Annotated in this window: 21 protein-coding genes and 1 tRNA gene; 5 read left to right on the forward strand and 17 right to left on the reverse strand. The window is 70.8% G+C overall.

Translation table 11 applies throughout. The annotated features are described in order from the left end of the window. The first annotated feature begins 134 nt into the window (after nucleotides 1-134). Together I5731_RS09020 and I5731_RS09025 are read left to right on the forward strand one after the other, a co-directional pair. Nucleotides 135-2,462 (forward strand): heavy metal translocating P-type ATPase, encoded by a 2,328-nt coding sequence (locus I5731_RS09020; protein ID WP_197311014.1) that lies wholly within the window; start codon nucleotides 135-137, stop codon nucleotides 2,460-2,462. A gap of 125 nt (nucleotides 2,463-2,587) precedes the next feature. Then, entirely contained in the window at nucleotides 2,588-6,262 is a 3,675-nt protein-coding gene (locus I5731_RS09025; RefSeq protein WP_197311015.1) for an AsmA family protein, read from the forward strand. A gap of 123 nt (nucleotides 6,263-6,385) precedes the next feature. On the opposite strand, the gene I5731_RS09030 is transcribed toward I5731_RS09025, so the two are convergent. Next, nucleotides 6,386-7,237 carry a transglutaminase-like domain-containing protein gene (locus tag I5731_RS09030; protein ID WP_197311016.1) on the reverse strand — a complete coding sequence of 284 codons (852 nt, stop codon included), beginning with the start codon at nucleotides 7,235-7,237 and terminating at the stop codon, nucleotides 6,386-6,388. Nucleotides 7,238-7,415: 178 nt separating this feature from the next. Continuing rightward, nucleotides 7,416-9,095, reverse strand: coding sequence for an acyl-CoA dehydrogenase family protein (locus I5731_RS09035; RefSeq protein ID WP_197311017.1), 1,680 nt, complete (start codon nucleotides 9,093-9,095; stop codon nucleotides 7,416-7,418). 299 nt (nucleotides 9,096-9,394) lie between these two features. Between I5731_RS09035 and I5731_RS09040 the strand changes: the two genes are divergently transcribed. Continuing rightward, nucleotides 9,395-10,405 (forward strand): YihY/virulence factor BrkB family protein, encoded by a 1,011-nt coding sequence (locus I5731_RS09040; protein WP_197311018.1) that lies wholly within the window; start codon nucleotides 9,395-9,397, stop codon nucleotides 10,403-10,405. On the opposite strand, the gene I5731_RS09045 is transcribed toward I5731_RS09040, so the two are convergent. Together I5731_RS09045 and I5731_RS09050 are read right to left on the reverse strand one after the other, a co-directional pair. Then, nucleotides 10,402-10,731, reverse strand: coding sequence for a DUF167 family protein (locus tag I5731_RS09045; RefSeq protein ID WP_197311019.1), 330 nt, complete (start codon nucleotides 10,729-10,731; stop codon nucleotides 10,402-10,404). The genes I5731_RS09040 and I5731_RS09045 overlap by 4 nt on opposite strands. A 19-nt stretch (nucleotides 10,732-10,750) precedes the next feature. Next, on the reverse strand, nucleotides 10,751-11,041 hold the full coding sequence (locus tag I5731_RS09050; RefSeq protein ID WP_197311020.1) for a YggT family protein: 291 nt from the start codon (nucleotides 11,039-11,041) through the stop codon (nucleotides 10,751-10,753). Nucleotides 11,042-11,318: 277 nt separating this feature from the next. Here I5731_RS09050 and I5731_RS09055 point away from each other — a divergent pair. After that, a tRNA-Ala gene (locus I5731_RS09055) sits at nucleotides 11,319-11,394 on the forward strand. Between the two features lie 143 nt (nucleotides 11,395-11,537). Here I5731_RS09055 and I5731_RS09060 read toward each other — a convergent pair. Then, nucleotides 11,538-11,894: a response regulator gene (locus I5731_RS09060; protein ID WP_197311021.1), complete on the reverse strand. Its 357-nt coding sequence runs from the start codon at nucleotides 11,892-11,894 to the stop codon at nucleotides 11,538-11,540. Between the two features lie 238 nt (nucleotides 11,895-12,132). Here I5731_RS09060 and I5731_RS09065 point away from each other — a divergent pair, with 238 nt between their 5' ends. Continuing rightward, a complete protein-coding gene (locus I5731_RS09065; protein WP_197311022.1) occupies nucleotides 12,133-13,137 on the forward strand; it encodes an HWE histidine kinase domain-containing protein in 1,005 nt (334 codons plus the stop codon). A gap of 36 nt (nucleotides 13,138-13,173) precedes the next feature. Here I5731_RS09065 and I5731_RS09070 read toward each other — a convergent pair whose 3' ends face one another. From I5731_RS09070 to I5731_RS09125, 12 genes are all read right to left on the reverse strand, one after another. Then, a complete protein-coding gene (locus I5731_RS09070; RefSeq protein WP_197311023.1) occupies nucleotides 13,174-13,935 on the reverse strand; it encodes an amino acid ABC transporter ATP-binding protein in 762 nt (253 codons plus the stop codon). 23 nt (nucleotides 13,936-13,958) lie between these two features. Beyond that, nucleotides 13,959-14,747: an ABC transporter permease gene (locus I5731_RS09075; RefSeq protein WP_197311024.1), complete on the reverse strand. Its 789-nt coding sequence runs from the start codon at nucleotides 14,745-14,747 to the stop codon at nucleotides 13,959-13,961. Continuing rightward, nucleotides 14,744-15,442 (reverse strand): ABC transporter permease, encoded by a 699-nt coding sequence (locus I5731_RS09080; RefSeq protein ID WP_197311025.1) that lies wholly within the window; start codon nucleotides 15,440-15,442, stop codon nucleotides 14,744-14,746. Before I5731_RS09080 ends, I5731_RS09075 begins: the two co-directional genes overlap by 4 nt. Before the next feature lie 120 nt (nucleotides 15,443-15,562). Further along, complete coding sequence (locus I5731_RS09085) at nucleotides 15,563-16,423, reverse strand: transporter substrate-binding domain-containing protein (RefSeq protein WP_197311026.1); 861 nt, start codon at nucleotides 16,421-16,423, stop codon at nucleotides 15,563-15,565. 67 nt (nucleotides 16,424-16,490) lie between these two features. After that, nucleotides 16,491-17,324: a transporter substrate-binding domain-containing protein gene (locus I5731_RS09090; RefSeq protein ID WP_197311027.1), complete on the reverse strand. Its 834-nt coding sequence runs from the start codon at nucleotides 17,322-17,324 to the stop codon at nucleotides 16,491-16,493. 70 nt (nucleotides 17,325-17,394) lie between these two features. Then, nucleotides 17,395-18,708: an NtaA/DmoA family FMN-dependent monooxygenase gene (locus I5731_RS09095; protein ID WP_197311028.1), complete on the reverse strand. Its 1,314-nt coding sequence runs from the start codon at nucleotides 18,706-18,708 to the stop codon at nucleotides 17,395-17,397. 411 nt (nucleotides 18,709-19,119) lie between these two features. After that, a complete protein-coding gene (locus I5731_RS09100) occupies nucleotides 19,120-19,647 on the reverse strand; it encodes a flavin reductase family protein (protein WP_197311029.1) in 528 nt (175 codons plus the stop codon). Further along, nucleotides 19,644-20,756 (reverse strand): MsnO8 family LLM class oxidoreductase, encoded by a 1,113-nt coding sequence (locus tag I5731_RS09105; RefSeq protein ID WP_197311030.1) that lies wholly within the window; start codon nucleotides 20,754-20,756, stop codon nucleotides 19,644-19,646. The genes I5731_RS09100 and I5731_RS09105 overlap by 4 nt, the downstream gene beginning before the upstream one ends. Nucleotides 20,757-20,800: 44 nt before the next feature. Further along, on the reverse strand, nucleotides 20,801-21,496 hold the full coding sequence (gene ribB, locus I5731_RS09110; RefSeq protein ID WP_328838475.1) for a 3,4-dihydroxy-2-butanone-4-phosphate synthase: 696 nt from the start codon (nucleotides 21,494-21,496) through the stop codon (nucleotides 20,801-20,803). A gap of 23 nt (nucleotides 21,497-21,519) precedes the next feature. Continuing rightward, on the reverse strand, nucleotides 21,520-22,056 hold the full coding sequence (locus I5731_RS09115; protein ID WP_197311031.1) for a flavin reductase: 537 nt from the start codon (nucleotides 22,054-22,056) through the stop codon (nucleotides 21,520-21,522). A 61-nt stretch (nucleotides 22,057-22,117) separates the two neighbouring features. Beyond that, nucleotides 22,118-23,425: an NtaA/DmoA family FMN-dependent monooxygenase gene (locus tag I5731_RS09120; RefSeq protein WP_197311032.1), complete on the reverse strand. Its 1,308-nt coding sequence runs from the start codon at nucleotides 23,423-23,425 to the stop codon at nucleotides 22,118-22,120. 49 nt (nucleotides 23,426-23,474) lie between these two features. Beyond that, nucleotides 23,475-24,776 carry an NtaA/DmoA family FMN-dependent monooxygenase gene (locus I5731_RS09125; protein WP_197311033.1) on the reverse strand — a complete coding sequence of 434 codons (1,302 nt, stop codon included), beginning with the start codon at nucleotides 24,774-24,776 and terminating at the stop codon, nucleotides 23,475-23,477. Nucleotides 24,777-24,804: the final 28 nt, after the last annotated feature.

Raw genomic sequence — 24,804 nt, forward strand, 5'->3', positions numbered from 1 at the left:
CGTCGCAAGGCGGGGCCGCGCGCGGTGTGGCTGGCTGCAAGCCCTTGAAGATCCGGGCCTGCCGGCCCCATTTCAGGGGCTCGCGCCGCCGCCGCGGTGGTGCCCCCGGCGATCCTGCCATTGACGGAGCCGCCATGTCCGCCGCCATCCATGCTACCCCCCGGGCCGATGCCCGCCCGACGCCGCCTCCGGCCGGGCCGCGCAGAAGCTACGATATCCGCGGTATGACATGTGCCGCGTGTGCCGCGCGGGTCGAGACGGTGCTCGGCCGCGTGCCGGGCATTGCTGCGGCGAGCGTCAATCTCGCGCTCGAACGCGCCGACGTGACCTTTTCGCCCGACGCCGGCGCCCCCGACGACGCGGCGGTGGTGGATGCCGTCGATCTCGCCGGCTACGAGGCACTGCCGCGCGCCGAAGACCCGCGAGAGCGCCGGCTCGCCCGCGAAGCGCGGGAGGCGGCGGGCCGTGCCGAATTCCGCCAGACCGCCCTCGTCTTCGCCATCTCGGCGCTGCTCACGCTGCCGTTCATGCTGGCGATGGGGGTGATGGCGCTGGGCGGGCCGCACCTGCTGTCGCCCGTCACCGAACTCGTGCTCGGCACGCTGGTGCAGGTGATCGCCGGCGCCCGCTTCTACCGCGGCGCGTTCAACGCGCTGCGCGGCGGCAGCGCCAACATGGACGTGCTGGTCGCGCTCGGCACCACGGCCGCCTGGGGGTTCAGCGCGGTGATGGTGCTCATGCGCGGCCATGACGCCATGGGGCATCTCTATTTCGAGGGCTCGGCGACGATCCTGACCCTCGTGCTCGCCGGCAAGCTGATGGAGGCGCGCGCCCGGGCGAGCACGACCGCGGCGATCCGCGCGCTGATGGCGCTGCGCCCCGAAACCGCGGTGCGCGTCACCGGCGAAGGCGCGGCGGAGCGCGAGGAGACTGTGCCGGTCGAGGCGCTGGCACTCGGCGACCTAGTGCGGGTGCGTCCGGGCGAGCGGGTGCCGGTCGACGGCTGGGTCATGGCCGGGGCGAGCAGCCTCGACGAGAGCCTCGTCACCGGCGAGAGCCTGCCGGTCGACAAGAACGCCGGCGACCATGTGATTGCCGGCACCATGAACGGCGAGGGGGTGCTGACGCTCACCGCCGACGCGCTCGGCGAGGACACGACGCTCGCCCGCATCACCCGCCTGGTGGAAGCCGCGCAGACCGGCAAGGCGCCGGTGCAGAAGCTGGTCGACCGCATCTCGGCGGTGTTCGTGCCGGTGGTGCTGGTCATCGCGGTGCTGACCTTCGCCGGCTGGCTGATCGCCGGCGGCGGCGCGGAGGCGGCGTTCGTTGCGGCCGTTTCGGTGCTGGTGGTGGCCTGTCCCTGCGCGCTCGGCCTCGCGACGCCGACGGCCCTCGTCGCCGGCACCGGCGCCGCCGCCCGCGCGGGCATCCTCGTCAAGGACATCGAGACGCTGGAAAAGGCCGGTCACATCGACACGGTGATCTTCGACAAGACCGGCACGCTGACCGAAGGTCGCCCGGCGGTGACCGAGGTGGTGGCGGCACCGGGCGAGACCGCCGACCGCGTGCTGGCGCTCGCCGCCGCCGTGCAGCGGGCGAGCCGGCATCCGCTCGCCGAGGGCATCGTGCGCGCCGCCGACGCCGCCGGCCTGACGCAGCACGCCGCCGATGGGTTCCGCAGCCATACCGGCCGCGGCGTCGTCGCCAGCGTGAAGGAGCCCGGCGGCGGCCCCGCTGCCGCGCGGACGGTCCGCGTCGCGGTCGGCAACGCCGGCCTGATGACGGAGTTCGGCGCCGATCCCTCGGCGCTCGCCGCCGCGGTGGGCCGGCTGGAGGACGCGGCGCAGACGGTGGTGCAGGTCGCGGTCGCCGCCGAGGGCGAACCGGTGCGCCTCGCCGGGCTGATCGCGCTCGCCGACCGCATCCGCCCCGAAGCGAAGGCGGCGGTGGCGCGCCTCGCGCGGCACGGCGTCACCTCGCGCATGCTGACCGGCGACAACGCCCGGGTCGCCGCGGCGGTCGCGGCCGAGATCGGCATCGCCGGCTGGCGCGGGCCGGTGTTGCCGGCCGACAAGAGCGAGGAGGTCGTCCGGCTGCAGGCGGATGGCCGCCGCGTCGCGATGGTCGGGGACGGGGTCAACGACGCGCCGGCGCTCGCCGCCGCCGACGTCGGCATCGCCATTGGCACCGGCGCCGACGTCGCGATCGAGACGGCGGGGGTGACGCTGATGCGCTCCGATCCGCGCCTCGTGCCGGCCGCCCTCGACATCGCCGCCGCCACGGCGCGGCGGATCCGGCTCAACCTGTTCTGGGCCTTCGCCTTCAACGTGGTCGGCATCCCGGTCGCCGCCCTCGGGCTGCTGACCCCGGCGCTCGCCGGAGCCGCGATGGCGGCGAGTTCCGTCACCGTCGTCACCAGCGCGGCGCTGCTCGCGCGCTGGCGGCCGCACCTCGGCGACTGAGTCGTTCCGGCAACACCGGTCGATCCTTGCGGGGGCGGCGGTATCGGGCGGGCTGCGAATGCGCCACCATCGGGGGTGATCGTCGCCGTGATTCGCGACCCTCTCCCGGCCGGAGGCCCGACGCCTTGCTTCGCTTCCTGGCCGCCGTCGGCGGCTTCGTCTTTTTCGTCCTGATCGCGCTGCTGCTCGTGCCGCTGCTGATCCCGGCCGACTGGATCCGTGACCGGGTCGTTGCCGAGATCGAAACGGCGACGGGGCGCGAGCTGACCATCCGCGGCGATTTCGGCCTCTCGATCCTGCCGGAGATCGCGCTCGCCATCGACGACGTCGAGATTTCCGGGCCGGGCGGCGAGGGCGATTTCGCCAGCCTCGGCGAGCTGCGCGTCGGGCTCGCGCTCAGGCCGCTGTTCGACCGCCGCATCGAGATCACCGGCCTGACGCTGGTGCGCCCGGCGATCGACCTCGCCGTCGATGCCGACGGGCGCGGCAACTGGGGCGGCGACGCCGACGGGGCCACGCCCGGCGACCCGGCGCCCGAGACCCTGCCGTCGGACGATGCCGCCGGCGATCTCGCGCCGACCGAGGACGGCCTCGGCCTCGCGGGCTTCTCGATCGCCCGGCTGCGCATCGTCGACGGCCGCGTCACCTATACCGACGCCCGCAACGATGACCGCTACGAGGTCACGGGCATCGGCCTCGACACCGCGCTGCCCGACCTCACCGGCCCGGTCGCCGCGACCGGTGGCCTGACCTGGAACGGCCGCGCCTTCACGCTGGACGCCGAGGTCGCAGCTCCGCTGGCGCTGTCGGAAGGGCGGCCGTCCGACGCCGTGGTGACGATCGCCAGCGATGGCGCGAAACTCAGCTTCACCGGCCGACTCGACCCCGCCGGGGTTGCCGCCGGTACGCTCGGCCTCTCCGCCGACGCCCTGCCGCGGCTGCTCGCCGACCTCGGGATCGCCGCCGACGTGCCGGTGCGGCAACTCAGCGCCAGCGGACAGATCTCGGTCGGCGACGGCCGGCTCGACGTCACCGGGCTCGACCTCCGCGCCGACGACCTCGCCGCGACCGGCGAGATCGCGCTCGACGGACGTAGCGAGCGACCGCGGCTCGACGCGCGGTTGCACCTGCCGACGCTCGATCTCGACGCGCTGCCGCGCGGCAGCGGCGCCGGCGGATCTGGCTCGAGCGGCAGCGCCGGGTCTGCTGGGTCGATCGATCTCTCCCCACTCGCGAGCTTCGACGCCGGCGTCGCCATCGGCATCGGCCGCATCACCGGAGCGGCGCTCGGGGCCGCGGGACCGCTCAGCGATGTCGCGCTCACCGCGGTGGTCGAAGGCGGAAAGCTCGATGCGGTGGTCGAGCGGATCGCGGTGGCCGGCGGTCATCTCGCCGGCCGCGTCGCGGCGCAGCCGGCGGACGGCGGCGCGCGGCTCGACGGGCGGCTCGAGGCGAGCGGCTTCGACGTCGCGGCGCTCGCCGCCCTCGTCGGCCAGTCGCTGCCCGTCAGCGGCGCGCTGTCGGCGGACGTCTCCTTCGCAGCTCTCGGGGCGACCACGGGTCAGTTGCAGCAGAGCCTCAACGCGGCGGGCAGCGTGGAACTCGCGCGCGGCCGCGTCGACGGGCTGGGCCTGGCCGAGGCCATCGGCGATCCGGCGGCCGACCGGCTCGAGGACGTCGCCCTCGTCGCGCGCTTCGACAGCCTGGAAGCGCCGGTGACGCTGTCGGGCTCGGCGCGCTGGCGCGGCACGCCGTTCGATCTTTCGCTGACCGCCGACCCGCGCCGCTTCGCCGCCGCCGGCGCGGTGCCGCTCGGGGCAAAGCTCAGCAGCCGGCTGGCCAGCCTGTCCTTCGACGGGACGGTCGACGCCGGTGCCGGGCGCGCCGCCGGTCGCATCGACCTCGCCGCGGCCTCGCTCGAGGCGCTGTCCGATCTCGCGGGTCGGCCGTCGAGCGGCTTGCCGCCGGGCGAGGTGCGCATCGCCGGCACGCTCGCGGCCGGCGCCGACGCCGTGTCGCTGACGGACGGACGCTTCCGGCTCGCCGGCACCGACCTTTCCGGCGACGTTGCCGTGGGGCTCGCCGGGCGGCCGAAGCTGACGGCGCGGCTGGCCGGCGAGGCGGTCGACCTCGGCGTGCTGCTCGCCGGTGCCGCCGGCTCCGGCGACGTGCCCGGCGGCAGCGCCGGTGCGGCTGCCCCGTCGCCGGGCTGGAGCGACGCACCGCTCGATCTCGGCGGACTGGCGAGCTTCGATGCCGATGTCGCGATCCGCGCCAGCGAAGTGCGCTTCGACCGGATCACGGCCGGCCCGGTCGACCTCGTCAGCCGGATCGAGGCGGGCCAGCTGACGACGACACTCTCCGACCTCAGGCTCTATGGCGGGGTCGGCAGCGGCGAGGTGGTGATCGGCACGACCGACGCCGTGCCGTCGATCAAGGCTGCGTTCCGGCTGAGCGGCGTCGATGCGCTGCCGCTGCTCACCGATGCGGCGGGCTTCTCGCGCCTCGCCGGGCGGATGGAAGTCGCCCTCGACGTTGCGGCGAGCGGTGCCAGCCAGCGCGACCTCGTCGGGGCCCTCGCCGGCACCGCCGCCTTCGGCCTCACCGACGGTGCGGTGCTCGGCATCGACATTCCGAAGATGCTGGGGGCGATCGCGTCCAGTGTCGTGCAGGGCTGGGGCGGCGGCGGCTCCACGCCGTTCCACAGCCTGTCGGCGTCGTTCGCGATCGCCGAGGGCATCGTGCGGACGGAGAATCTGGCGCTCGCCGGGCCGGTGGTGTCGGCGGCCGGGGCCGGCGCGCTCGACCTGCCGAACCGCCGCCTCGCCTTCCGCATCACGCCCGAGATGCTCGCGGCGGAAGGTCGCCGCGGCGTGCTCGGCTTCGAGGTTCCGGTGGTGATCGAGGGGCCGTGGGCAAACCCGCGCATCTATCCGGACATTTCCGGCATCCTCAACGACCCCGCCGCGGCCTATCAGCGCCTGCGCGAACTCGGCGGCGGCTTCTCGGCGCTGTCGAAGAACCCGGAGGCGGTGCTAGGCCAACTCGCCGAGGGCCTGCTGCCGGCGCTCGGCGGCGGGGCCGCGGGCGGCGAGCGCCCGGCGCTCTCCACCGGCGACCGCGACATCGACGCACTGCTCGGCGGCATCGCCGGGGCGGTGGTGGAAAACCAGCAGGGCCGGGATACCGGCGGATTCGGCGGGCTGGGCGGCCTGTTCGGCGGCCTGTTCGGCGGCAACAGCCGGCCGAGCGAGCCGCCTCCGTCGCCTCCGGCGGTCGCCGAGTTGCCGACGGCCGCGCCGGAGCCGCAGACGAGCGATCCCGTGACCGAACCGGGCGCGGGCGAGCCGGTCATTCCGCCGGCGCCGGATGGGCCGGCGCCGGAGGGGCCGCTGGTGCTCGGGCCGGACGATCCGGCCGCGCTGCCGGGCGACCCGGCCCCGGACGTGCCGCTGCCGCGGTCGCGGCCGCCGGAACTGCCGCCGCGCGACGCCTCGACGGTGCCGCAGCCGGATCCCGACGTGCCGATCGTGGCGCCGCCGCCGGTGGACGAACCTCCACTGCCGGAGCAGTCGCCTGCGCCGCCCCCCGAGCAGCCTTTGCCGCCGGAGAATCCGGCGCCGGAACCGGCCCCCGAGGCACCGCCGCCGTTGCCGGAAGAGCCGCCGCCGGCCGAGGCCACGCCGCTGCCCGAAGCGGCGCCGGCCGATGCGGGCGCGTCGGAGGAGTCTCCGACCGAGGCCGCACCCACCGATCCGCTGCTCGATCTCCTGCAACAGGTCGCGCCGCCGCAGCCGTGACCCCGGTCGGGCACGGATGGGCGGTTGGCGAGATCAGGAGGACGTCAGCAAGGCGCCGGCCGCGCGGACCGGCGCCGAGGGGCGGATCGCGGTCGTTAGCCGGATTCCGAAGCCCCCGTCAGCTCAGGCGGCCATCACCGGCGCGAGGCGCCAGCCGCCGGCGCCGTCGGGCAGCACTTCCTCGGCCACCACTTCGAAGCGCTTCAGCACGGTCGAGCCGAAGGCGTTGCTCAGCGGCACGTCGGCGGCGTCGCGGCCGTAGGCCATCAGCACGCGGCCGATGCGGCGGGCGTTATTGCGCGGGTCGAAGGTGTGCCAGGCGTCGCCGATATAGGCCTCGAACCAGCCGGCGAAATCCATCGGCGCCGCGACGGCCGGCACGCCGATGTCGGGGATGTAGCCGGTGCAGTAGCGGGCCGGAATGTTCATCGCCCGGCACAGCGCGACGCCGAGGTGGGCGAAATCGCGGCAGACGCCGGCCTTCTCGTTGAAGGCGTCGTAGGCCGACTTGGTCGAGCGGGCATGCTCGTAGCCGAAGGTGATGTGATTGTGGACGAAGTCCGAGATCGCCTGCACGCGCGCCCAGCCCGGCTGCACCTGGCCGAACAGATCCCATGCCGCCTGCGACAGCTTGTCGGTCTCGCAGTAGCGGCTGCCGAGCAGGAAGACGAGCGTCTCGGACGGTAGCTCGGCGATCGGCACTTCCCGGGCGTTGAAATCGACCGGGTCGGGCAGGCCGTCGTCGTAGATCACGGTCTCGGTGGTGAGTTCGAGATCGCCGACGGGCGCGACGAGGCGGGTGCACCAGTTGCCGAAATCGTCGTGGTAGCCGTCGAGCGGGATCGCCGGGTTGGTCACGATCCGGTCGGGCGTCAGCAGGTCACCCACGCGCGACTGATGCACGTTGAGCAGGACGATGATCGGCGTCGGCTGGGCACAGCCGAACACCATTCGATAACCAAGACGGATATGCATTTCCGGAGTGCTCCCCTCGGGCCATTGTCGGCCCTCGACCTCGACCGGCCGGCCGATGCGTGCAGGGACGCGCCGACACGTGACTACCACGGCCAAAATCGGGTGCAGCAAGAATTGTTCCGTTCCCGCGCAGGGCGGGCATGCGGTCCGGCCGGATCCGGACCGCATGGGGCCTGGATCAGTCCTCGAGCAGGCGGCGGGCGATGACCTGGGCCTGGATTTCGGCGGCGCCCTCGAAGATGTTCAGGATGCGCGCGTCGCAGAGCACGCGGCTGATCTGGTACTCGAGCGCGAAGCCGTTGCCACCGTGGATCTGCAGCGCATTGTCGGCCGCAGCCCACGCGACGCGGGCGCCGAGCAGCTTCGCCATGCCGGCCTCGACGTCGCAGCGCTTGTCGTGGTCCTTCTGGCGCGCCGAAAAATAGGTGAGCTGGCGGGCGATGTTGATCTCGACCGCCATGATCGCCAGCTTGTCGGCGACGCGGGGGAAGTTGATCAGCGCCTTGCCGAACTGGATGCGCTCCTCGGCGTATTTGAGACCGATGTCGAAGGCCGACTGCGCGACGCCGACGGCGCGGGCCGCCGTCTGGATGCGGGCGCTCTCGAAGGTCTGCATCAGCTGCTTGAAGCCCTGGCCCTCGACGCTGCCGAGGAGGTTGCCTTCCGGCACCTCGAAGCCGTCGAAGGCGATCTCGTATTCCTTCATGCCGCGATAGCCGAGCACCTCGATCTCGCCGCCCGACATGCCGGCCGCCGGAAACGGCTCCGCGTCGGTGCCGCGGGGCTTGGGCGCCAGCAGCATCGACAGGCCCTTGTAACCGGGCTGGTTCGGGTCGGTGCGCACGAGCAGCGTCATCAGGTCGGCGCGGACCGGATGGGTGATCCAGGTCTTGTTGCCGGTCACCTTCCAGACGTCGCCGTCACGCACCGCGCGGGTGCGCAGGGAGCCGAGGTCCGAGCCGGTGTTGGGCTCGGTGAACACCGCCGTCGGCAGCACTTCGCCCGACGCGATCTTCGGCAGCCACTCTTCCTTCTGCGCCTCGGTGCCGCCGACGAGGATCAGCTCGGCGGCGATCTCGGAGCGGGTGCCGAGCGAGCCGACGCCGATATAGGCGCGGCTGAGCTCCTCGGAGACGACGCACATCGATTCCTTGCCGAGACCGAGGCCGCCGTAGCTCTCGGGGATGGTGAGGCCGAACACGCCGAGCTCGGCGAGCTTGCCGATCACCTCGAGCGGAATGTAGTCGTTCTTCAGATGCCACTCGTGCGCGAAGGGCAGCACTTCCTCTTCGGCGAAGCGGCGCATTTCGGCGCGGAAGGCTTCCATCGTCTCGTCGAGGCCGCCGTCGCCGACGATCTCGGCCGCGCTCTTGCGGCGGATGGCGTCGACGAGTTCGAGCCGCGGGCCCGGCGCGGTGCCGGCGGCGATCAGCGCCTCGGCGGCCGGGATGCGGGCGCGCTCGGCGGCGCGGGCGTCGACGCCGATGTCGGCGAGCCGGACGATCTCGCCTTGGTTCATCGGTATGCCGCCGAAGACCTGCGCGAGATACTCGCCGGCGCCGATGCCGACCAACAGCTGCTCGGTGCGGCCGAAGCGGCCTTCGCCGCCGAGGCGGGTGGCATAGTCGGCGAGCTGGCGCACGCTCTCGACATAGGTCGCGAGCCAGGCGAGGCCGTGCGCCGCGCGCTGCTCGCGGTCGAGCGCGCCGGCGTCGATGCGGCCGCCGACCACCACCTTGTCGCGCACCGCGGCGCGCGCCGCGCCGAGCAGTGTGTCGAGGGCTGCGACCGTGTCGCCCAACCCGCCGAGCGCGTCGGTGATCGGGTCGGTCGGATCGAAATCGTGGGCCAGGCTCATCGGTCACCCTTCCTCAAAGGCAGCATCGGCACAATGGCGCCGCACGGTCGGCCGCAGCGCGATCCTGCCGGCTGTACGGCGGGAGGCGTCGCGCGGATCGGCCCGGCGCGGGGTGCGGCGCACGGCCGCGGCGCCGGAAACCGCCGGGCGGCCGCGTGATCGCCGCCACCGTTTCGCAAATGCGAGCGCCGCACAACGCGCTTTTCGTCGCGCTCGCCCTAGGTCGTAGTCGGCGGATCGATTTGTTCTTCTTTCCCGCTATAAGAGGGAACGAACGGCGTAACCCGCCAGGAGGTTCGATGACGCTGTCGGATGCGAGGTCGTGGGCGGTGAGCCAGCCGCTGCTGAGGCCGGTGCTCGGGTTCGCCCGGTCCACCTGGCGGGCCCTCGACCGGTTCAACGTCACCGACGGATGGGCGATCGCCAGCCACGTCGCGATGACCGCCCTGATGGCGATGTTCCCGTTCCTGATCTTCCTCACCGCCTTCGCGAGCTTTCTCGACCTCTCCGATCTCGCCCAGACCGGCGTCGACCTGATCTTCGAAGCCTGGCCGCCGTCGGTCGCCGGGCCGATCGCCGGCGAGGTGCGCAGCGTGCTCACCGTGCGCCGCGGCGACCTGCTCACCATCGGCATCCTGCTCGCGCTGTATTTCTCGTCGAACGGCGTCGAGGCGCTGCGCGTCGGGCTCAACCGGGCCTACGGCGTCGCCGAGCACCGCTCCTATCTCTGGCTGCGGCTGCAGAGCGCCGGCTTCGTGCTGCTCGGCAGCCTCGTGCTGCTGACGCTGGCGCTGCTGGTCGTCGTCGGGCCGGTGCTGTGGTCGACGGTGCAGCACGAGATCGCGCTCGACCAGCTGTCGGGCCTTGCCGACAGCTCGGGCCTCTCCGCCACCGCGCCCTATGGCTTCGTGATGTCGCAACTCGGCACGCTGGTGCGCTATTCGATCACCGTCGTGGTGATGGCGGTCGCGCTGTTCGTCGCGCATCTCTGGCTGCCGGCCGGCCGGCGCAAGGTGCGGGAGGTGGCGCCGGGCGTGGTGCTCACCATCGTCGCCTGGATCCTCGGCGCGGTCGGCTTCGGTACCTATCTCGCGAACTTCGGCACCTACGCCTCGACCTACGCCGGCCTTGCCGGCGTGATGACGGCGCTGGTGTTCCTCTATTTGCTCGCGGCGATCCTGCTGTTCGGCGCGTCGCTGAACGCGGCGCGGATCGAGCACCGGCTGTCGAAGAAGCTGATCGAGCAGATGGACGATGACGCCCCGGACCAGATCCGGCCGTCAGGCGCGAAGGTGGAGGCGCGGCGCTAGGGGCGGGGAGCCGCGGCGGCCTGCAGCGCGGCGAGGCCGGCGGCGCCGGCGCCGGCGAGGCGGATGGTCTTGACGCGGCTGCGCGGCCCGGCGACCACCGCCGCCCGCGACTTCGGCACCCCGGCCGCTTCGGCGACCAGGGCCGCGACGGCGGCATTCGCCGCGCCGTCCGCCGGCAGGGCGCGCACCTTCACCGTGAGCACGACCGCGCCGTCGCCGAGCACGGCGATCTCGCCCAGCCCGTCGCGGCCGGCGCGCGGCGTCACCCGCACGGTGACGAGCAGGTCGTCGCCGTCGAGCCGCCAGGGCTGCGGCGCGGCATCCATCACGGCGGCGTCGGCGGGATCAGAAGGCGTAGGGGTAGACGTAATAGATGATCAGGCGCTGGATCAGGAAGATCAGCAGCAGCACCACGATGGGCGAAAGATCGAGCCCGCCCATGTTCGGCAGCAGGTTGCGGATCGGGCGCAGCACCGGTTCGGTGAGCTGGAACAGCGCGTTGCCGATCACCGAGACGACCTGATTGCGCGGGTTCACTACGTTGAACGCATAGAGCCAGCTGAAGATCGCGGACGCGATCAGGACCCAGATATAGAGGTCCAGGGCGATCATGATCACGTCGAGGATGGCGCGCATGAGGTCCGGAACTCCGTCTTCTGGGGGCTGGCGTCGGGGGCGGGCAACAGGGGCTGGCGTCGGCGGCGGGTCACGGCGCCGGAGCGCTCGATGCCGCACCGCAGTGCCGTTCCCTGCGACATGTAGACGGCCGACCGCCCGCCCGCAACCCCGCGCCGATCATCGCGTCCGGCCCGGCGGCGGCGCCCCGGCAAAGCGAGCTGCGGGACCTCGGCGAACCGTGCAAGTCCCGCCTTGACACCGCCCGGCGCCATCCCCTAAATGCGCGCACCCTGCCGGGGCCGTAGCTCAGATGGTAGAGCGCTGCAATCGCACTGCAGAGGTCAGGGGTTCGATTCCCCTCGGCTCCACCAGGTCTCCCCTTTTCACGCTGCCGACACGACCGATCGCCGAGACGGCGTGCGGATCCCTGCCGGTCGATCCGCAGGTCCCGCCGTACGGGTTGCAGGGGTGACCGGGCTGGACCCCGTGCCCGGCGACCGCCGCGCCTGTCTGCTCATCCCTTCGACTTCACCAGCCGCTCGACCGCTGCCGTCAGCGTCGTGCGCGCCAGCGGCTTCGACAGCAGCGGCTGCTGGCGCAGGTCCGGGGGGAGCTCGTATGTGAACTGGCCGCTGACGAAGGCAAAGGGGATGTCGAGGGCGCGCAGGCGTTCCGCGATCGCAACGCTGGTTTCGCCGCGCAGTTCGACATCGAGCAGCGCCACGTCGATCGCCGCGTCGTCGATCGCGCTGAGCGCTGCCTTCACCGTGGCGCAGGGGCCGACGACGTCGTGCCGGGCCTCCCGCAGCATGGCGGCGTGGTCCTCGGCGATCAGCCATTCATCTTCCACGACAAGTACAGTGGGGGCCATGCGTCCACCTCCCGCGATCGATGGCAAAGGATCATGAGGCTCAACGGCCGGGCCGTGAATATGTTCAGCGTTTTTACCGGCCCGCAGCGATCAGTTCGTATCATTTCCCCTTCGCGAGGTATGATATCTTGCGCAATCAAGTGCTGTCCGGCCCCTTGAATTTCCTGAAGGCTCGACGAGATTGCAGGGAATGTAGACCCGGTCTAATCTCACCGTCCCGCCGCAAGGGTTGCTTTCAATGAACATGGACGATCTCTACCGCCTGCTACGCACGGGCCACGTCCAGGCGCAAGGAATCGTCGATACCGTTACCGATCCGCTGCTCGTGCTCGACGAGAGCCTGAACGTCGTCACGGCGAGCCGATCCTTCTTCGAGACGTTCAAGGTCGGACGCTACGAGACGATCGGACAGCCGCTGAACGGTCTCGGCAACGGGCAGTGGGACATTCCCGAGTTGCGCCGGCTGCTGCTCGAGGTGATCCCGAAGACCACGGCCGTCATCGACTATGAGGTACAGCACGAGTTCCCGGCGCTCGGCAAGCGGACGATGCTGCTCACCGCGCGCATGCTGCATCACCCCGACAGCAGCAGCCATTCGATGCTGCTGTCGATCGTCGACGCCACGGAGCGCCATCGGCGCGAGTCGTCGCGGGACATGCTGTTCAACGAGATCCGGCACCGGATGAAGAACCTGCTCTCGGTGGCGCAGTCGATCGGGCGGCAGACCACCACCGAGGGACGGACCGCGGAGGAATACCGCGACGACTTCCTCGGCCGGTTCGGGGCGCTGGTGGCGGCGCACGAACTCGCCTTCGCCCGGCACGACGGGACCGGTTTGCAACAGCTGCTCGAGCGCGTGCTCGCGCCCTATACCGTCAATTCCGACGCGGTCGTCATCGAGCCCGGCGCCGTGGTCGAGCTCAGCTCGCACCAGCTGACGTCGCTGAGCATGGTGCTGCACGAGCTTGCGACCAATGCCGTCAAGTACGGCGCGCTGTCGGCGGCGGGTGGTCAGGTGCGGGTGCGATGGGAGGTGGCGGCGGACAGCGGCGACCTGACGCTCAGCTGGATCGAGCGGGGCGGCCCGCCGGTGACCGCGCCGACCAAGAAGGGCTTCGGCACCTCGCTGATCCACTCGACGACGGCCTACAATCTCGGCGGCGAGGTCCGGCAGGAATTCGCCGCCGACGGGCTCGAGACCGACATCGTGGTCCCGCTCCGGAATACCTCGCCCTCGCCTTGACGTCGGCCGCTCCCGCCCGCCGGGAGCGGCGCCCGGTCAGTGCAGGATCTGAGCGAGGAACTGCTTCAGGCGGTCGCTGTCCGGGTTGCCGAAGAAGTCCTCGGCGGTCGCTTCCTCGACGATCTCGCCCTTGTCCATGAAGACGCAGCGGTTGGCGACGCGGCGGGCGAAGCCCATCTCGTGGGTGACGCAGATCATGGTCATGCCCTCGGCGGCGAGGTCCTCCATCACCTGCAGCACCTCCTTGATCATTTCCGGATCGAGCGCCGAGGTCGGCTCGTCGAACAGCATGATGCGCGGCTCCATGCAGAGCGCGCGGGCGATCGCGACGCGCTGCTGCTGGCCGCCGGAGAGCTGGCTCGGGTATTTCATCGCCTGCTCGCCGATCCGCACGCGTTCGAGATAGCGCCGGGCGATCGCCTCGGCCTGCTCCTTGGCGACACCGCGGCCGAGGCGGGGCGCCAGCATGCAGTTCTCGAGGATGGTGAGGTGCGGGAACAGGTTGAACTGCTGGAACACCATGCCGCATTCGAGCCTGACGTCCTGGGTGCGCCCCGGCGAGCCGTCGAGCTCGATGCCGTTGACGGTGATCGTGCCCTTGTCGTGCGGCTCGAGCCGGTTGATGCAGCGGATCAGCGTCGACTTGCCCGAGCCCGACGGGCCGCAGATGACGATCTTCTCGCCCTTGCGCACCGTGAGGTCGATCCCCTTCAGGGCCTGGAAGGTGCCGTACCACTTGTCGACGCCGGTCATCTCGACGGCGATCGGGCGGAGCGGTTCGGCGACGGGGCTGGCCATGGGGGCTTCGGTGGCGAGGGAGGTCAAAGCACCTGCTCCTTCTGCGAGAGGGCGAGCTTCCAGCGGGCGGCGAGGGCCGTGAACCCGGCGCTGGCCGGCTGGCGCTGCTTTTCGACCGCGATGTGGTGGCGGCTGAGGTAGGCCTCGAGCTTGCGGAAGCCGAGGCGGATCAGGTTGACGAGGCACCAGTAGAGGGCGCCGGCGGTCAGCATCGGCGTGAACGGGTCATAGGTCAGCTCGAAGACCTCGTTGGCGACGGCCGTGAGGTCGATCACCGTGACGACGCTGATCACGGCGGTGCCCTTGGTGAACATCACCACTTCGTTCTGGTAGGCCTTCAGGCCGTAGCGCATGGCGAGCGGCAGCTGGATCTGGCGGAAGGTGTCGCGCGGCGGGATGCCGAGCGCGGCGGAGGCCTCGGTGAGGCCGGCGGGCACCGCCTCGAGGCTGCCGCGCACCACGTCGACCATGAAGGCGACGTGGTTGAGCGTCAGGCCGATCACGGCGCAGGCGAACGCGCTGCCGAAGATGAACCAGAGTGGGCCGTCGCGCAGCACCTCGATCTGGCCGAAGCCGTAGTAGACGAGGTAGAGCAGGATCAGGAGCGGCGCGCCGCGGAAGAACACCACGAACACCGCCGCCGGCCAGGCGAGGAGCGGGTTGCGCGACATCCGCGCCAGCGTCACCGGCACGCAGAGCATCAGGCCGAGCGCCAGCACGATCACCGTCACGACCACGGTGGTCATCAGGCCGCGCAGCATGGCGGGCAGGCTCTCCCAGGCGAGAGCGGGGTCGATGGGAAGCGCGTTCATGCCTTCACCCTCTGCAGTCCGCGGGCGAACCGCCGTTCGAGCCAGTTGGAAAGCGGCATCGTCAGGGCGCTGGCGACGACGAAGAACAGCGATGCCGCGATGAAGAAGACGAAGGGTTCCTTGGTCGCACCGGCCGCGATCTTGGCGTTGGCGACGAGGTCGTTGAGGCCGGCGAGCGACACCAGCGGCGTGTCTTTCAGGACGATCAGCCAGATGTTGACGAGGCCGGGCAGCGCGAGCCGCGCGAGCTGCGGCATGATCACGTGGCGCCAGGCCGAGACCGGCCGGATGGCGAGGGCGGCGCAGGCCTCGAACTGGCCGCGCGGCAGGTTGCGCACCGCGCCGTGCACGAGCTCGGCGACATAGGCGGCGTAGACGATGGTGAGCGCGGCGAGGCCGGCGCCGAAGGGCGTCACGTCGACGTAGAGGTTGTTGCCGAACAGGCCGCGCAGCATGGCGCTGCCGCCGTAGTAGAGCAGGAAGATGATCAGCAGCGACGGCACGCCCATGATGATCGAGGCGTAGACCCGCCAGACGGCCTGGATCACGATGTTGCGCGACAGGGTGATGATGCCGATCGCGACGCCGAAGACGAGGGCGAGCGTGAAGCCCGACATGAAGAGCTGGATCGTGACGACGGCGCCGTCGAGCATCTGGCCGACGTAGCCCCAGAAGTCCGCGGTGGAGATGTTCATGGGTCCGCTTCCCTGCGCTCGACTTGAGGAATGGGGCTGCCGCACGCGGACAGGCCGAAGGCCGGCCTTCGCGCGGAGGCGGAGGCGGCCGGGCCCCGGCGAGCGGGACCCGGCCGGCGATCAGTTGGTCGTCGTTTCGCAGGCGGCGTCCTCGGGCAGCGTCGCCACCGCGAGGTACTTCTTGCGGATCTTCGTGTAGGTGCAGTCGGCGATGATTTCCTTCAGCGCCGCGTCCATCCGGGCGAGCAATTCGGGAGAATCCTTGCGCACCACCCACGACAGGCCGCGCTCTGCCTCCGGTACGGAGGCCTCGCCGATCCAGTATTCCTCGGTGCTCATCTTGAACTTGCCGGCGCCCTGCTTGTCGAGGAACTCGAGCTGGGCGTTGATCTTCGCCTCGAACGACGAGTTGATGCGGCCGGCGAGCATGTCGAGATGGAACTGGTCGGGGTTGTCGTAGAGCACGATCTCGACGCTGTCACCGAACATGTCCTCGGCGATCTTGATGTGGGCGCCGCCGCGCTGCAGGCCCATCTTCAGGCCCTTGCCGGCGAGACCTTCCTTGGTGAACACGTACTCGCCGTCGGCGGGGACGAGGAAGACCATCGGGTTGGCGACGACGCGGGTCGAGAGCAGCATCTTCTCCTTGCGCTCGGGCGTCGGCGTCACCTGGGAGACGAGGATGTCGAACTTGCCCTGCAGCAGCGAGGGGATCAGCGCCTTGAAGTCCATGACGACGAATTCGCATTCGGCGCCGAGGCGGGTGCACATCTCGCGGGCGAGGTCCGGCTCGACGCCGGTGAGGTTGCCGGCGGAATCGACCATGCTGAAGGGCGGGTAGACACCCTCGTTGCCGAGGCGGAGCTTTTCGGCGGCCGCCCCGGGCAGCACGGTGGCGAGCAGCAGGGCGGCGGCGAGGCCGAGGCGGGCGAGGCCGGGTCGTCGGCGGGTGTGGGCCGGCGGCGTGGTGGAACGGATCATGGCGGAAGTCTCCGGTTGAGGCGCGTGAGTTGCTGGCATCGGGTCCTGGACTCGGTCGGCGCGGCCGTCAGTTAGTCTTGTCCGCGCAGGCCGCCTCTTCCGGGAGCGCCTCGATCTCGAGGTACTTCTTGCGGATCGCCGTGTAGGTGCAGTCGGCGATGATCTCCTTCAGCGCCACGTCCATGCGGGCGAGCAGTTCGGGACTGTCCTTGCGCACCACCCAGGACAGGCCGCGCTCGGCTTCGGGCACGGAGTCCTCGCCGAGCCAGAAGTCCTCGGTGCCCATCTTGAACTTCTCGCCGCCCGCCTTGGTGAGGAAGTCGACGGAGGAGTTGATCTTCGCCTCGAAGCTCGCGTGGACGCGGCCGGCGAGCATGTCGAGGTGGAACTGGTCGGGGTTGTCGTAGAGAACGATCTCGACGCTGTCGCCGAAGCGCTCCTGCAGCAGCTTGATGCCCGCGCCGCCGCGCTGGGTGGCGATCTTGAGGCCCTTGCCGGCGACGCCTTCGCGGGTGAACGGATAGTCGGCGTCGGCCGGCATGATGAAGACGTTCGGGTTGGCGACGATGCGCGTGCCGAACAGCATCTTCTCTTTCCGCTCGGGCGTCGGGGTCACCTGCGAGACGAGGACGTCGAACTTGCCCTGCAGCATCGACGGGATCAGCGCCTTGAAGTCCATGACGACGAATTCGCATTCGACGGCCATGCGCTTGCACATCTCGCGGGCTAGGTCGGGCTCGACGCCGGTGAGGTTGCCGGCGGCGTCGACCATGCTGAAGGGCGGGTAGACGCCCTCGTTGCCGAGCTTCAGGGTTTCCGCCTGCGCCGCGAGCGGCAGGCCGGCGACGAGCGCCAGCGACAGGGCGACGGCGCGAAGACGGGCTATGCGGTCTGCTGGCATGTGTCGTTACTCCGGTTCGGTAGGCGTTGAGGCATGGACGGACGACGCGGGACGGCGTCGCCGGCCGGGGTCAGAACTCGAGCAGGTTGTCGCGCAGCTGGGTGTGGGCGTAGGCCTTGCGGGTCAGGCCGCGCTGCTGCAGTTCGGGCACCAGCCCGTCGGTGATCGAGGCGATCGTGCGCCGCGAGACGTCCGGCTGCTCGATCAGGAAGCCGTCGCCGCCGACTTCTTCCATGATCTCGGCCATCTGGCTGGCGCAGCTGTCCGGGGTGCCGACCACGTCGACGCAGATGCCGCCGGTGCTGTAGGCGACGATCGCCTCGCGCAGCGTCTTGCCCTCGGAATTCTTCAGGAACTGCTGCAGGCTCGACTGGTGGCCGTTGGTGGTGAACTCGCCGACGGGGGCGTCGAGGTCGCAGCCGGAGAAGTCGATGTTGGTGCTCCAGCCCATGCGGGCGAGGCGCTTGTCGATGTCGGCCTCGGCGGACGCCTTGCGGTCGGCGACGCGCTCGGCGGCCTCGGCCTTCGACTGGGTGACGATCGGCTGCAGCAGGAACAGGATCTTGCAGCCGTCCGGGTCGAGCCCGATCGCCGCGCGCTCGGCGCGGACGTCCTCGCGGTACTTCTTCATCGCTTCGACGCCGCGCGGGGCGGCGACGACGGTGTCGGCATATTTCGCGGCGAACTTCTTGCCGCTGACCGAGCCGCCGGCCTGGGCGATCACCGGCTGGCCCTGCGGCAGCGGGCCGGAGTTGAGCGGGCCGCGCGACGAGTAGTACTTGCCGACGTAGTCGATCGTGTGGACCTTCTCGGGGTCGATCAGCACGCCGGACTTGCGGTCGGCGACGATCGCGCCCGGCTCCCAGGAGCCCCAGAGCCGCTTGCAGATCTGGACGTATTCCTCGGCCATCAGGTAGCGCTCGTCATGGTCGGGCAGCTTGTCCATGCCGAAGTTCTGCGCCGAGAGGTCCGAGCTTCCGGTGACCATGTTCCAGCCGCCGCGGCCGAGCGAGACCTGGTCGAGCGTGCCGACGATGCGGGCGGTGAGGTAGGGGTGGTAGGCGAAGGTCGACAGCGTCGGCACGATGCCGAGCCGCGTGGTGGCGGCGGCCATCATGGCGGCGACGATCGACGGCTCCTGCCGCGGGATCGACATGCCGTTCTTCAGGAAGATGTCGCGCGAGTTCTTCCAGTTCTGGCCGACGTAGATGGAATCCTCGATCAGGATGTAGTCGAAGCCGGCGCGTTCCATCTGACGGGCGAGGTCGAGGAAGAGGTCGGGACGCATCCACTCTTCGCTGATGTTGCCCGTCCAGGGAGCGCCCCAGGCCTGAATGCTCGAACCCTGCAGGAACCAGGCGAGATGGAATGGGGCCGCTGCCATGGACTGGGAAACTCCGTCACTGTTGATCGGGCCGCCTGACCGGGGCCGGTTGATCGGGTGGGCCATCGGCTGATCCGGGCGGAACCCGATGCGACAAGCCCATGACGATCAGCCTAGGCCGGGGGACTTGTGCCAGAACATCCAGAATCAGCGATCCGCCGACGGACATACTGCGAAGATAAAAATGCTTGCGATCGGGCCTTTCTGACTAATTTTTCGCCGTTTCTGCCGCTGAGATCACAGTGTCGACACGGTGTGGCGACGCGCGCGGCATCGCCGGCGAAAGCTGCTGCATCCGGAAGCTTGTCGATATTCTCGTAGCGACGACGAGACGCGGGCGGTGACCGTGTGGTCGCCGCCCAAGTCCGATCAGGACGGAGCTAAATCGTCGCAGGCGCGGCGCCGGCCGCGTCAGCCGAGCGGGGCGAGGCCGGCGTGGGTCTTGCCGCGGAAGAACACCAGCGGGTCGCCGTCGGCGCGCGAGGCGGCGCCGGCGACCGTGCCGATGACGATCGAGATGCTGCCGCGCTGCACGACGTCGTCGACGGTGCAGTCGAACACGCCGAGGGCGGCCTTCAGCACCGGCGCGCCGGTGGCGAGCGTCGTCCATTCCGCAGGCACGAAACGGTCGGCACCGGAGAGCCCGGCCTTGCCGCCGAAAGCGTCGGCAACGTGGGCGGCCTCGGCGGGCAGGTAGTTGACCGCGAAATGCCGGCTCGCCAGCACGCTCGCGAGCGCGCTGGTCTTGGCGTCGATCGAGACCAGCAGCGTCGCGGGATCGGCGGTGACGTGGGCGGCCGAGAGGCCGAGGAAGCCGGTCGGGCCGTCCGGGCCCATCGCGGTGACCACGGTCATGCCCGTCGCGCGGGCGCCGAGCGTGCGCCAGAAGGTGCCGGGGTCGATGCCGGCCGGTGCGGCTACGGCGGGGGTCTCGCTCATTCTTGCGGCTCCATGTCTTGCGACGGCGTGGGGGTGATCGGTCGATGGTCGGGCGCGCGCCAGGCCGCCGCCCGCTCGGGCGCGGCGCCGAGGCCCATGGCGCGGGCGAGGAGCTCGCAAGAGCGCAGCCGGTCGGCGGGGGAATGCGTGGTGGTGACGACGACGAGTTCGTCGGCGTCGAGCGCCGCGGCGATCTCGCGCAGCCGCGCCGCGACGCCGGCGCCGGTGCCGCGCACGATGCGGGTGCGCAAGGCGGCGAGGCGGTCTTCCCCGGCCGGCGACGGGCGCGCCGCCGCCACCTCGGCCGGGCCGGGGAACGCCGGCATGTGGCCGCGGTCACGGTCGAGGCGCCAGAGCGCATAGGCCTCGGCGAGCGCGTCGGCGGCAGCTTCCGTCGGCGCCGCGACGGCCCAGACGCAGAGGCCGACGTGCGGGCGGGCGCGGGCCGCGCTCGGGCGGAACGCCGCGCGGTAGGCGGCGATCGCCTCGGCCGCGCCGGCTCCGTCGTCGAAGAAGTGGGCGTAGCAATAGGCGAGGCCCTGCGCGCCGGCGACGCGGGCGGTGGCGCCGCTGCTGCCGACGATCCACGGCTCGGGCGCGGTGGTGTCGGCTACCGGCTGGGCGATGATGCCGGCGAAGGGGTGGCCGTCGGGCAGCGCGGCGCCGCGCGTCCAGGCGACGACGTGGCCGACGTCCTCGGGAAAGCGGTCGAGGCCCATCATGGCGAAGGGATTGTCGAGGGCGCCGGGCTTCAGCGCATAGGCCGCCTGCCGGTCGGCGCCGGGGCCACGGCCGAGGCCGAGGTCGATGCGGCCGGGGGCGAGGGCATCCAGCACGCGGAACTGCTCGGCGACCTTCAGCGGCCCGTAGTGCGGCAGCATGACGCCGGCGCTGCCGATGCGGATGCGGCGGGTCGCCATGGCGAGCGCGCCGAGCAGCACCTCGGGCGCGGAGCCGGCGATGCCGGGGCTGCCGTGGTGCTCGGAGACCCAGAACCGGGCATAGCCGAGCCGCTCGCAGGCTTGCGCGAACGCGACGGTGTCGCGGATCGTCTCGCCCGCGCTGCGGCCGGCCGCGACGGTGGACTGGTCGAGGACCGAAACGCGCATGGCGGCTCCTTTCCGGGTCGGCGCCCCGCGGATCGCGGCGGGCGTCAGGCTTCGGCGGCGCGGCGCCAGGCGACGAGGTCGGCGATGGTGCCGACTTTCAGGCCGTGGCGGCCGGCGAACAGCAGCAGGTCGGGCAGGCGAGCCATGCTGCCGTCCTCGTTCATGATCTCGCAGATCACGCCGGACGGCGGCAGGCCGGCGAGGCGGGAGAGGTCGACGGCGGCCTCCGTGTGGCCCGGGCGGACCAGGACGCCGCCGTCGCGCGCGACGATCGGGAAGATGTGGCCGGGCATGACGACGTCGGCCGGCACCGCGTCTTCCGCGATCACCGCGGCGACGGTGCGGGCGCGGTCGTGCGCGGAAATGCCGGTGGTGACGCCCTCGGCCGCCTCGACCGAGACGGTGAAGGCGGTGGTGAAGCGGGCGGTGACGGCAGCCGTCATCGGCGCGAGGGCGAGGCGGCGCGCCTGCTCCTCGGTGATCGCGAGGCAGACGAGGCCGCAGGCGTTGCGGGCCATGAAGTTGATCGCCGCCGGGTCCGCGTGGACCGCCGGGATCACCAGGTCGCCCTCGTTCTCGCGGTCCTCGTCGTCGACGAGCACGACCATGCGGCCGGCCTTCGCCTCGGCGATGATCTCCTCGGGGCTGGAAATGGCGACGGGCGCCGCGCGCCAGCCGGCGGTTTCCAGCAGGCGTCTGGCGAGCGGTGCCCCTTCGAGCGAACGCGTCATGGTGTTCATTGGCTTTCTCCCGGGCCACGCCCTCAGGCGAGGCGGTGGAACTTGCGGCTGAAGTAGACGAGGCTGTCGGCGGCCTCCTCGCGCACGGCGACGACCTCGCAGTAGAGGACGTCGTGGCTGCCGACCGAGGCGATGTCGACGACGCGGCAGTCGAAGGCGACGGCGGCGCCGATCAGCACCGGCGCGCCGGTGGCGAGGGTCGTCCACTCGGCGCTGGCAAAGCGCGCCGCCATGTCCTTGTTGCCGCCGGCACCCGCAAACAGCATCGAGAGATCCTCGTGCGGGCCGGCGACGGTGTTGACGCAGAGGATGCGGCTCGACGTGATGGTCGGGTGGGCCTGGGTGCCGCGGTTGATGCAGACGAGCAGGGTCGGCGGCGCGTCGGTGACGCTGGAGACGGCGGAGGCGGTGAAACCGCACCAGCCGTCGTCGCCGGCGCTGGTGATGATGTTCACCGCCGCGGCGAGGCGCGACATGGCGCTGCGATAGACGAGCTTGTCGACGGGGGGCAGCGGCTCGGCGACCGGAACCGGCGACAGCGTAGCGGACGAAAGGGTCATGGGTGGCACCTTCGGCTGGCGGACCGCCGGGCGGCGGTCCGCGGAAAAGGGAAGCGGCCGCTCAGAACTCGCGCAGCGTCTCGCGCAGGGTGGTCTTCGTGTATTCGGTGCGGGTGAGGCCGCGCCGCTGCAGCGCCGGCACCAGGCCCTCGCAGATCTCGAGGATGTACTTGCGGCTGATCGTGGTGGTGAACGGCCGGGTGATCAGGAAGCCGTCGCCACCGACCGCCTCCATCACCTCGGCCATGCGGTCGGCGACCTGGTCGGGGGTGCCGACCAGCCCGTCGATGCCGCGCGACACCTGCTCCATGCAGATCTGGCGCAGCGTCTTGCCGCTGCCCCACTGCGCGAAGGCGTCAAGCGAGCCCTGTTCGCCGTTGGTGGTGAGGTGCGGCAGTTCCGCGTCGAGGTCGAACTGGCCGAAGTCGATGTCGGTGATCGAGGAGATCGAGGCGAGCACCTTGGGGATGTAGCTCGGCTCGGCGGAGATCGCCGCGAATTTCGCCTGCGCCTCGGCCTCGGTCTCGCCGAGCACCGGAGCGACGACGAACAGCACCTTGATCTCGTCCGGATCGCGGCCGGCGGCGGCGGCGCGGGCGCGGATGTCGTCGCGGTAGGCCTTGATGCCGGCGACGCCCGACGACGGCGCGATGATGCTGTCGGCGGTCTCGGCGGCGAACTGGCGGCCGCGCGGCGAACCGCCGGCCTGCACGAAGGCGGGACGGCCGGGCTGCACCGGCGGCACGCAGTTGAGCGGGCCGCGGCACTTGTAGAATTTGCCCTCGAAGTTGATCGGGTGGACCTTGGTGTAGTCGGCGTAGGTGTCTGTCTCGCGGTCGAGCACCACGGCGCCCGGTTCCCAGCTACCCCAGAGCTGCTTGACGAGGTCGACGTACTCGTCGGCCATGTCGTAGCGGTTCTGCCGCGGCGGCAGCTCGTCCATGCCGAAGTTCTGCGCGGCGAGGTTCTCGCCGGACGTCACGATGTTCCAGCCGAAGCGGCCGCCGGCGATGTTGTCGAGCGTCGCGCAGAGCCGGGCCAGCATGAAGGGCGGGTAGGCCATCGTCGACATGGTGGCGACGACGCCGAGGTGCTTGGTGTTCGCCGCGATCAGCGCCGCCATCGGCGCCGGGTCACCCTTCGGGCCCATGATGGCGTATTTCAGATAGGCCTCGGTGCTGTGGCCGTAGGCCTCCGAGATCATCAGCGTGTCTTCGAGCATGATGTAGTCGAAGCAGGCGCGTTCCATCGACTTCGCCATGTCGATGTAGAAGCCGCCGTCCCAGGGGCTGCCGCCGGCGGCAAAGGGCTTGTTCCACTCGTCGAGGGCGAAGTTCATGAACCAACCGAGGTGAAAGCGCTTCGGCATGGGAGACCTTTCGATGGGTGTGCGGGCCGGCACGGGGGCCGGCGGCTGATCAGAATTCGCGGAGGGTCTGGCGCAGCGTCGGCTGCGTGTACTGCGTGCGGGTGAGGCCGCGGCGCTGCAGCGCCGGGACGAGGCCCTCGCAGATCTCGAGGATGTATTGCCGGCTCACCTTCTGGAACGGCGAGGAGATCAGGAAGCCGTCGCCGCCGACCTCCGCCATCACCTCGGCGAGGCGGTCGGCGACCGATTCCGGGGTGCCGACGACGCCGGTGAGGCCGCGGGTGGCGCGGTCCATGACGAGCTGGCGCAGGGTCTTGCCCTTGCCCCACTGCGCGAAGGCGTCGAGCGAGCCCTGCTCGCCGTTGGTGGTGAGGTGCGGCAGCTCGTCGTCGAGGCCGAACTGCGAGAAGTCGATGTCGGTGACCGAGCTGATCGAGGCCAGCGTCTTCACCATGTAGTTCGGCGAGCTGACGTAATTGTCGAACTTCGCCTGGGCGGCCTCCATCGTCTCGCCGAGCACCGGCGTCACGATGAAGAACACCTTGACCTCGTCCGGGTCGCGGCCGGAGGCGGCGGCGCGGGCGCGGATGTCGTCGCGGTATTCCTTCATCGCGGCGATGCCCGAGGCGGCGGCGATGATGCTGTCGGCGGTCTCGGCGGCGAACTGGCGGCCGCGGGCCGAGCCGCCGGCCTGGACGAAGGTCGGGCGGACCTGCGGCGAGGGCGCGCAGTTGAGCGGCCCGCGGCACTTGTAGAACTTGCCCTCGAAATTGATCGGGTGGACCTTGGTGTAGTCGGCGTAGGTGTCGGTCTCGCGGTCGAGCACCACGGCGCCCGGCTCCCAGCTGCCCCAGAGCTGCTTGCAGAGCTCGACATATTCGTCGGCCATGTCGTAGCGCGCCTGGCGCGGCGGCAGCTCGTCCATGCCGAAGTTCTGCGCTGCGAGGTTCTCGCCCGAGGTGACGATGTTCCAGCCGAAGCGGCCGCCGGCGAGGCTGTCGATGGTCGAGCAGAGCCGGGCCAGCATGAACGGCGGGTAGGCCATCGTCGACATGGTGGCGACGACGCCGAGGTTCTTGGTCTTCGAGGCGATTAGGGCGGCGAGCGGCGCCGGGTCACCCTTCGGCCCCATCAGCGCGTACTTCAGGTACGCCTCCATGCTGTGGCCGTAGGCCTCCGAGATCATCAGCGTGTCTTCGATCATGATGTAGTCGAAGCAGGCCCGCTCCATCGACTGCGCCATGTCGACGTAGAAATCGCCGTTCCACGGGGTGCCGCCGGCGGAGAACGGCGTGTTCCACTCGTCGACGGAGAAGTTCATGAACCAGGCGAGATGGAAGGGCTTTGTCATGGGTGCGTCCTTTTGCGGGATCTGTCGG

The organism is Methylobrevis albus, assembly GCF_015904235.1.
Taxonomy (GTDB): domain Bacteria; phylum Pseudomonadota; class Alphaproteobacteria; order Rhizobiales; family Pleomorphomonadaceae; genus Methylobrevis_A; species Methylobrevis_A albus.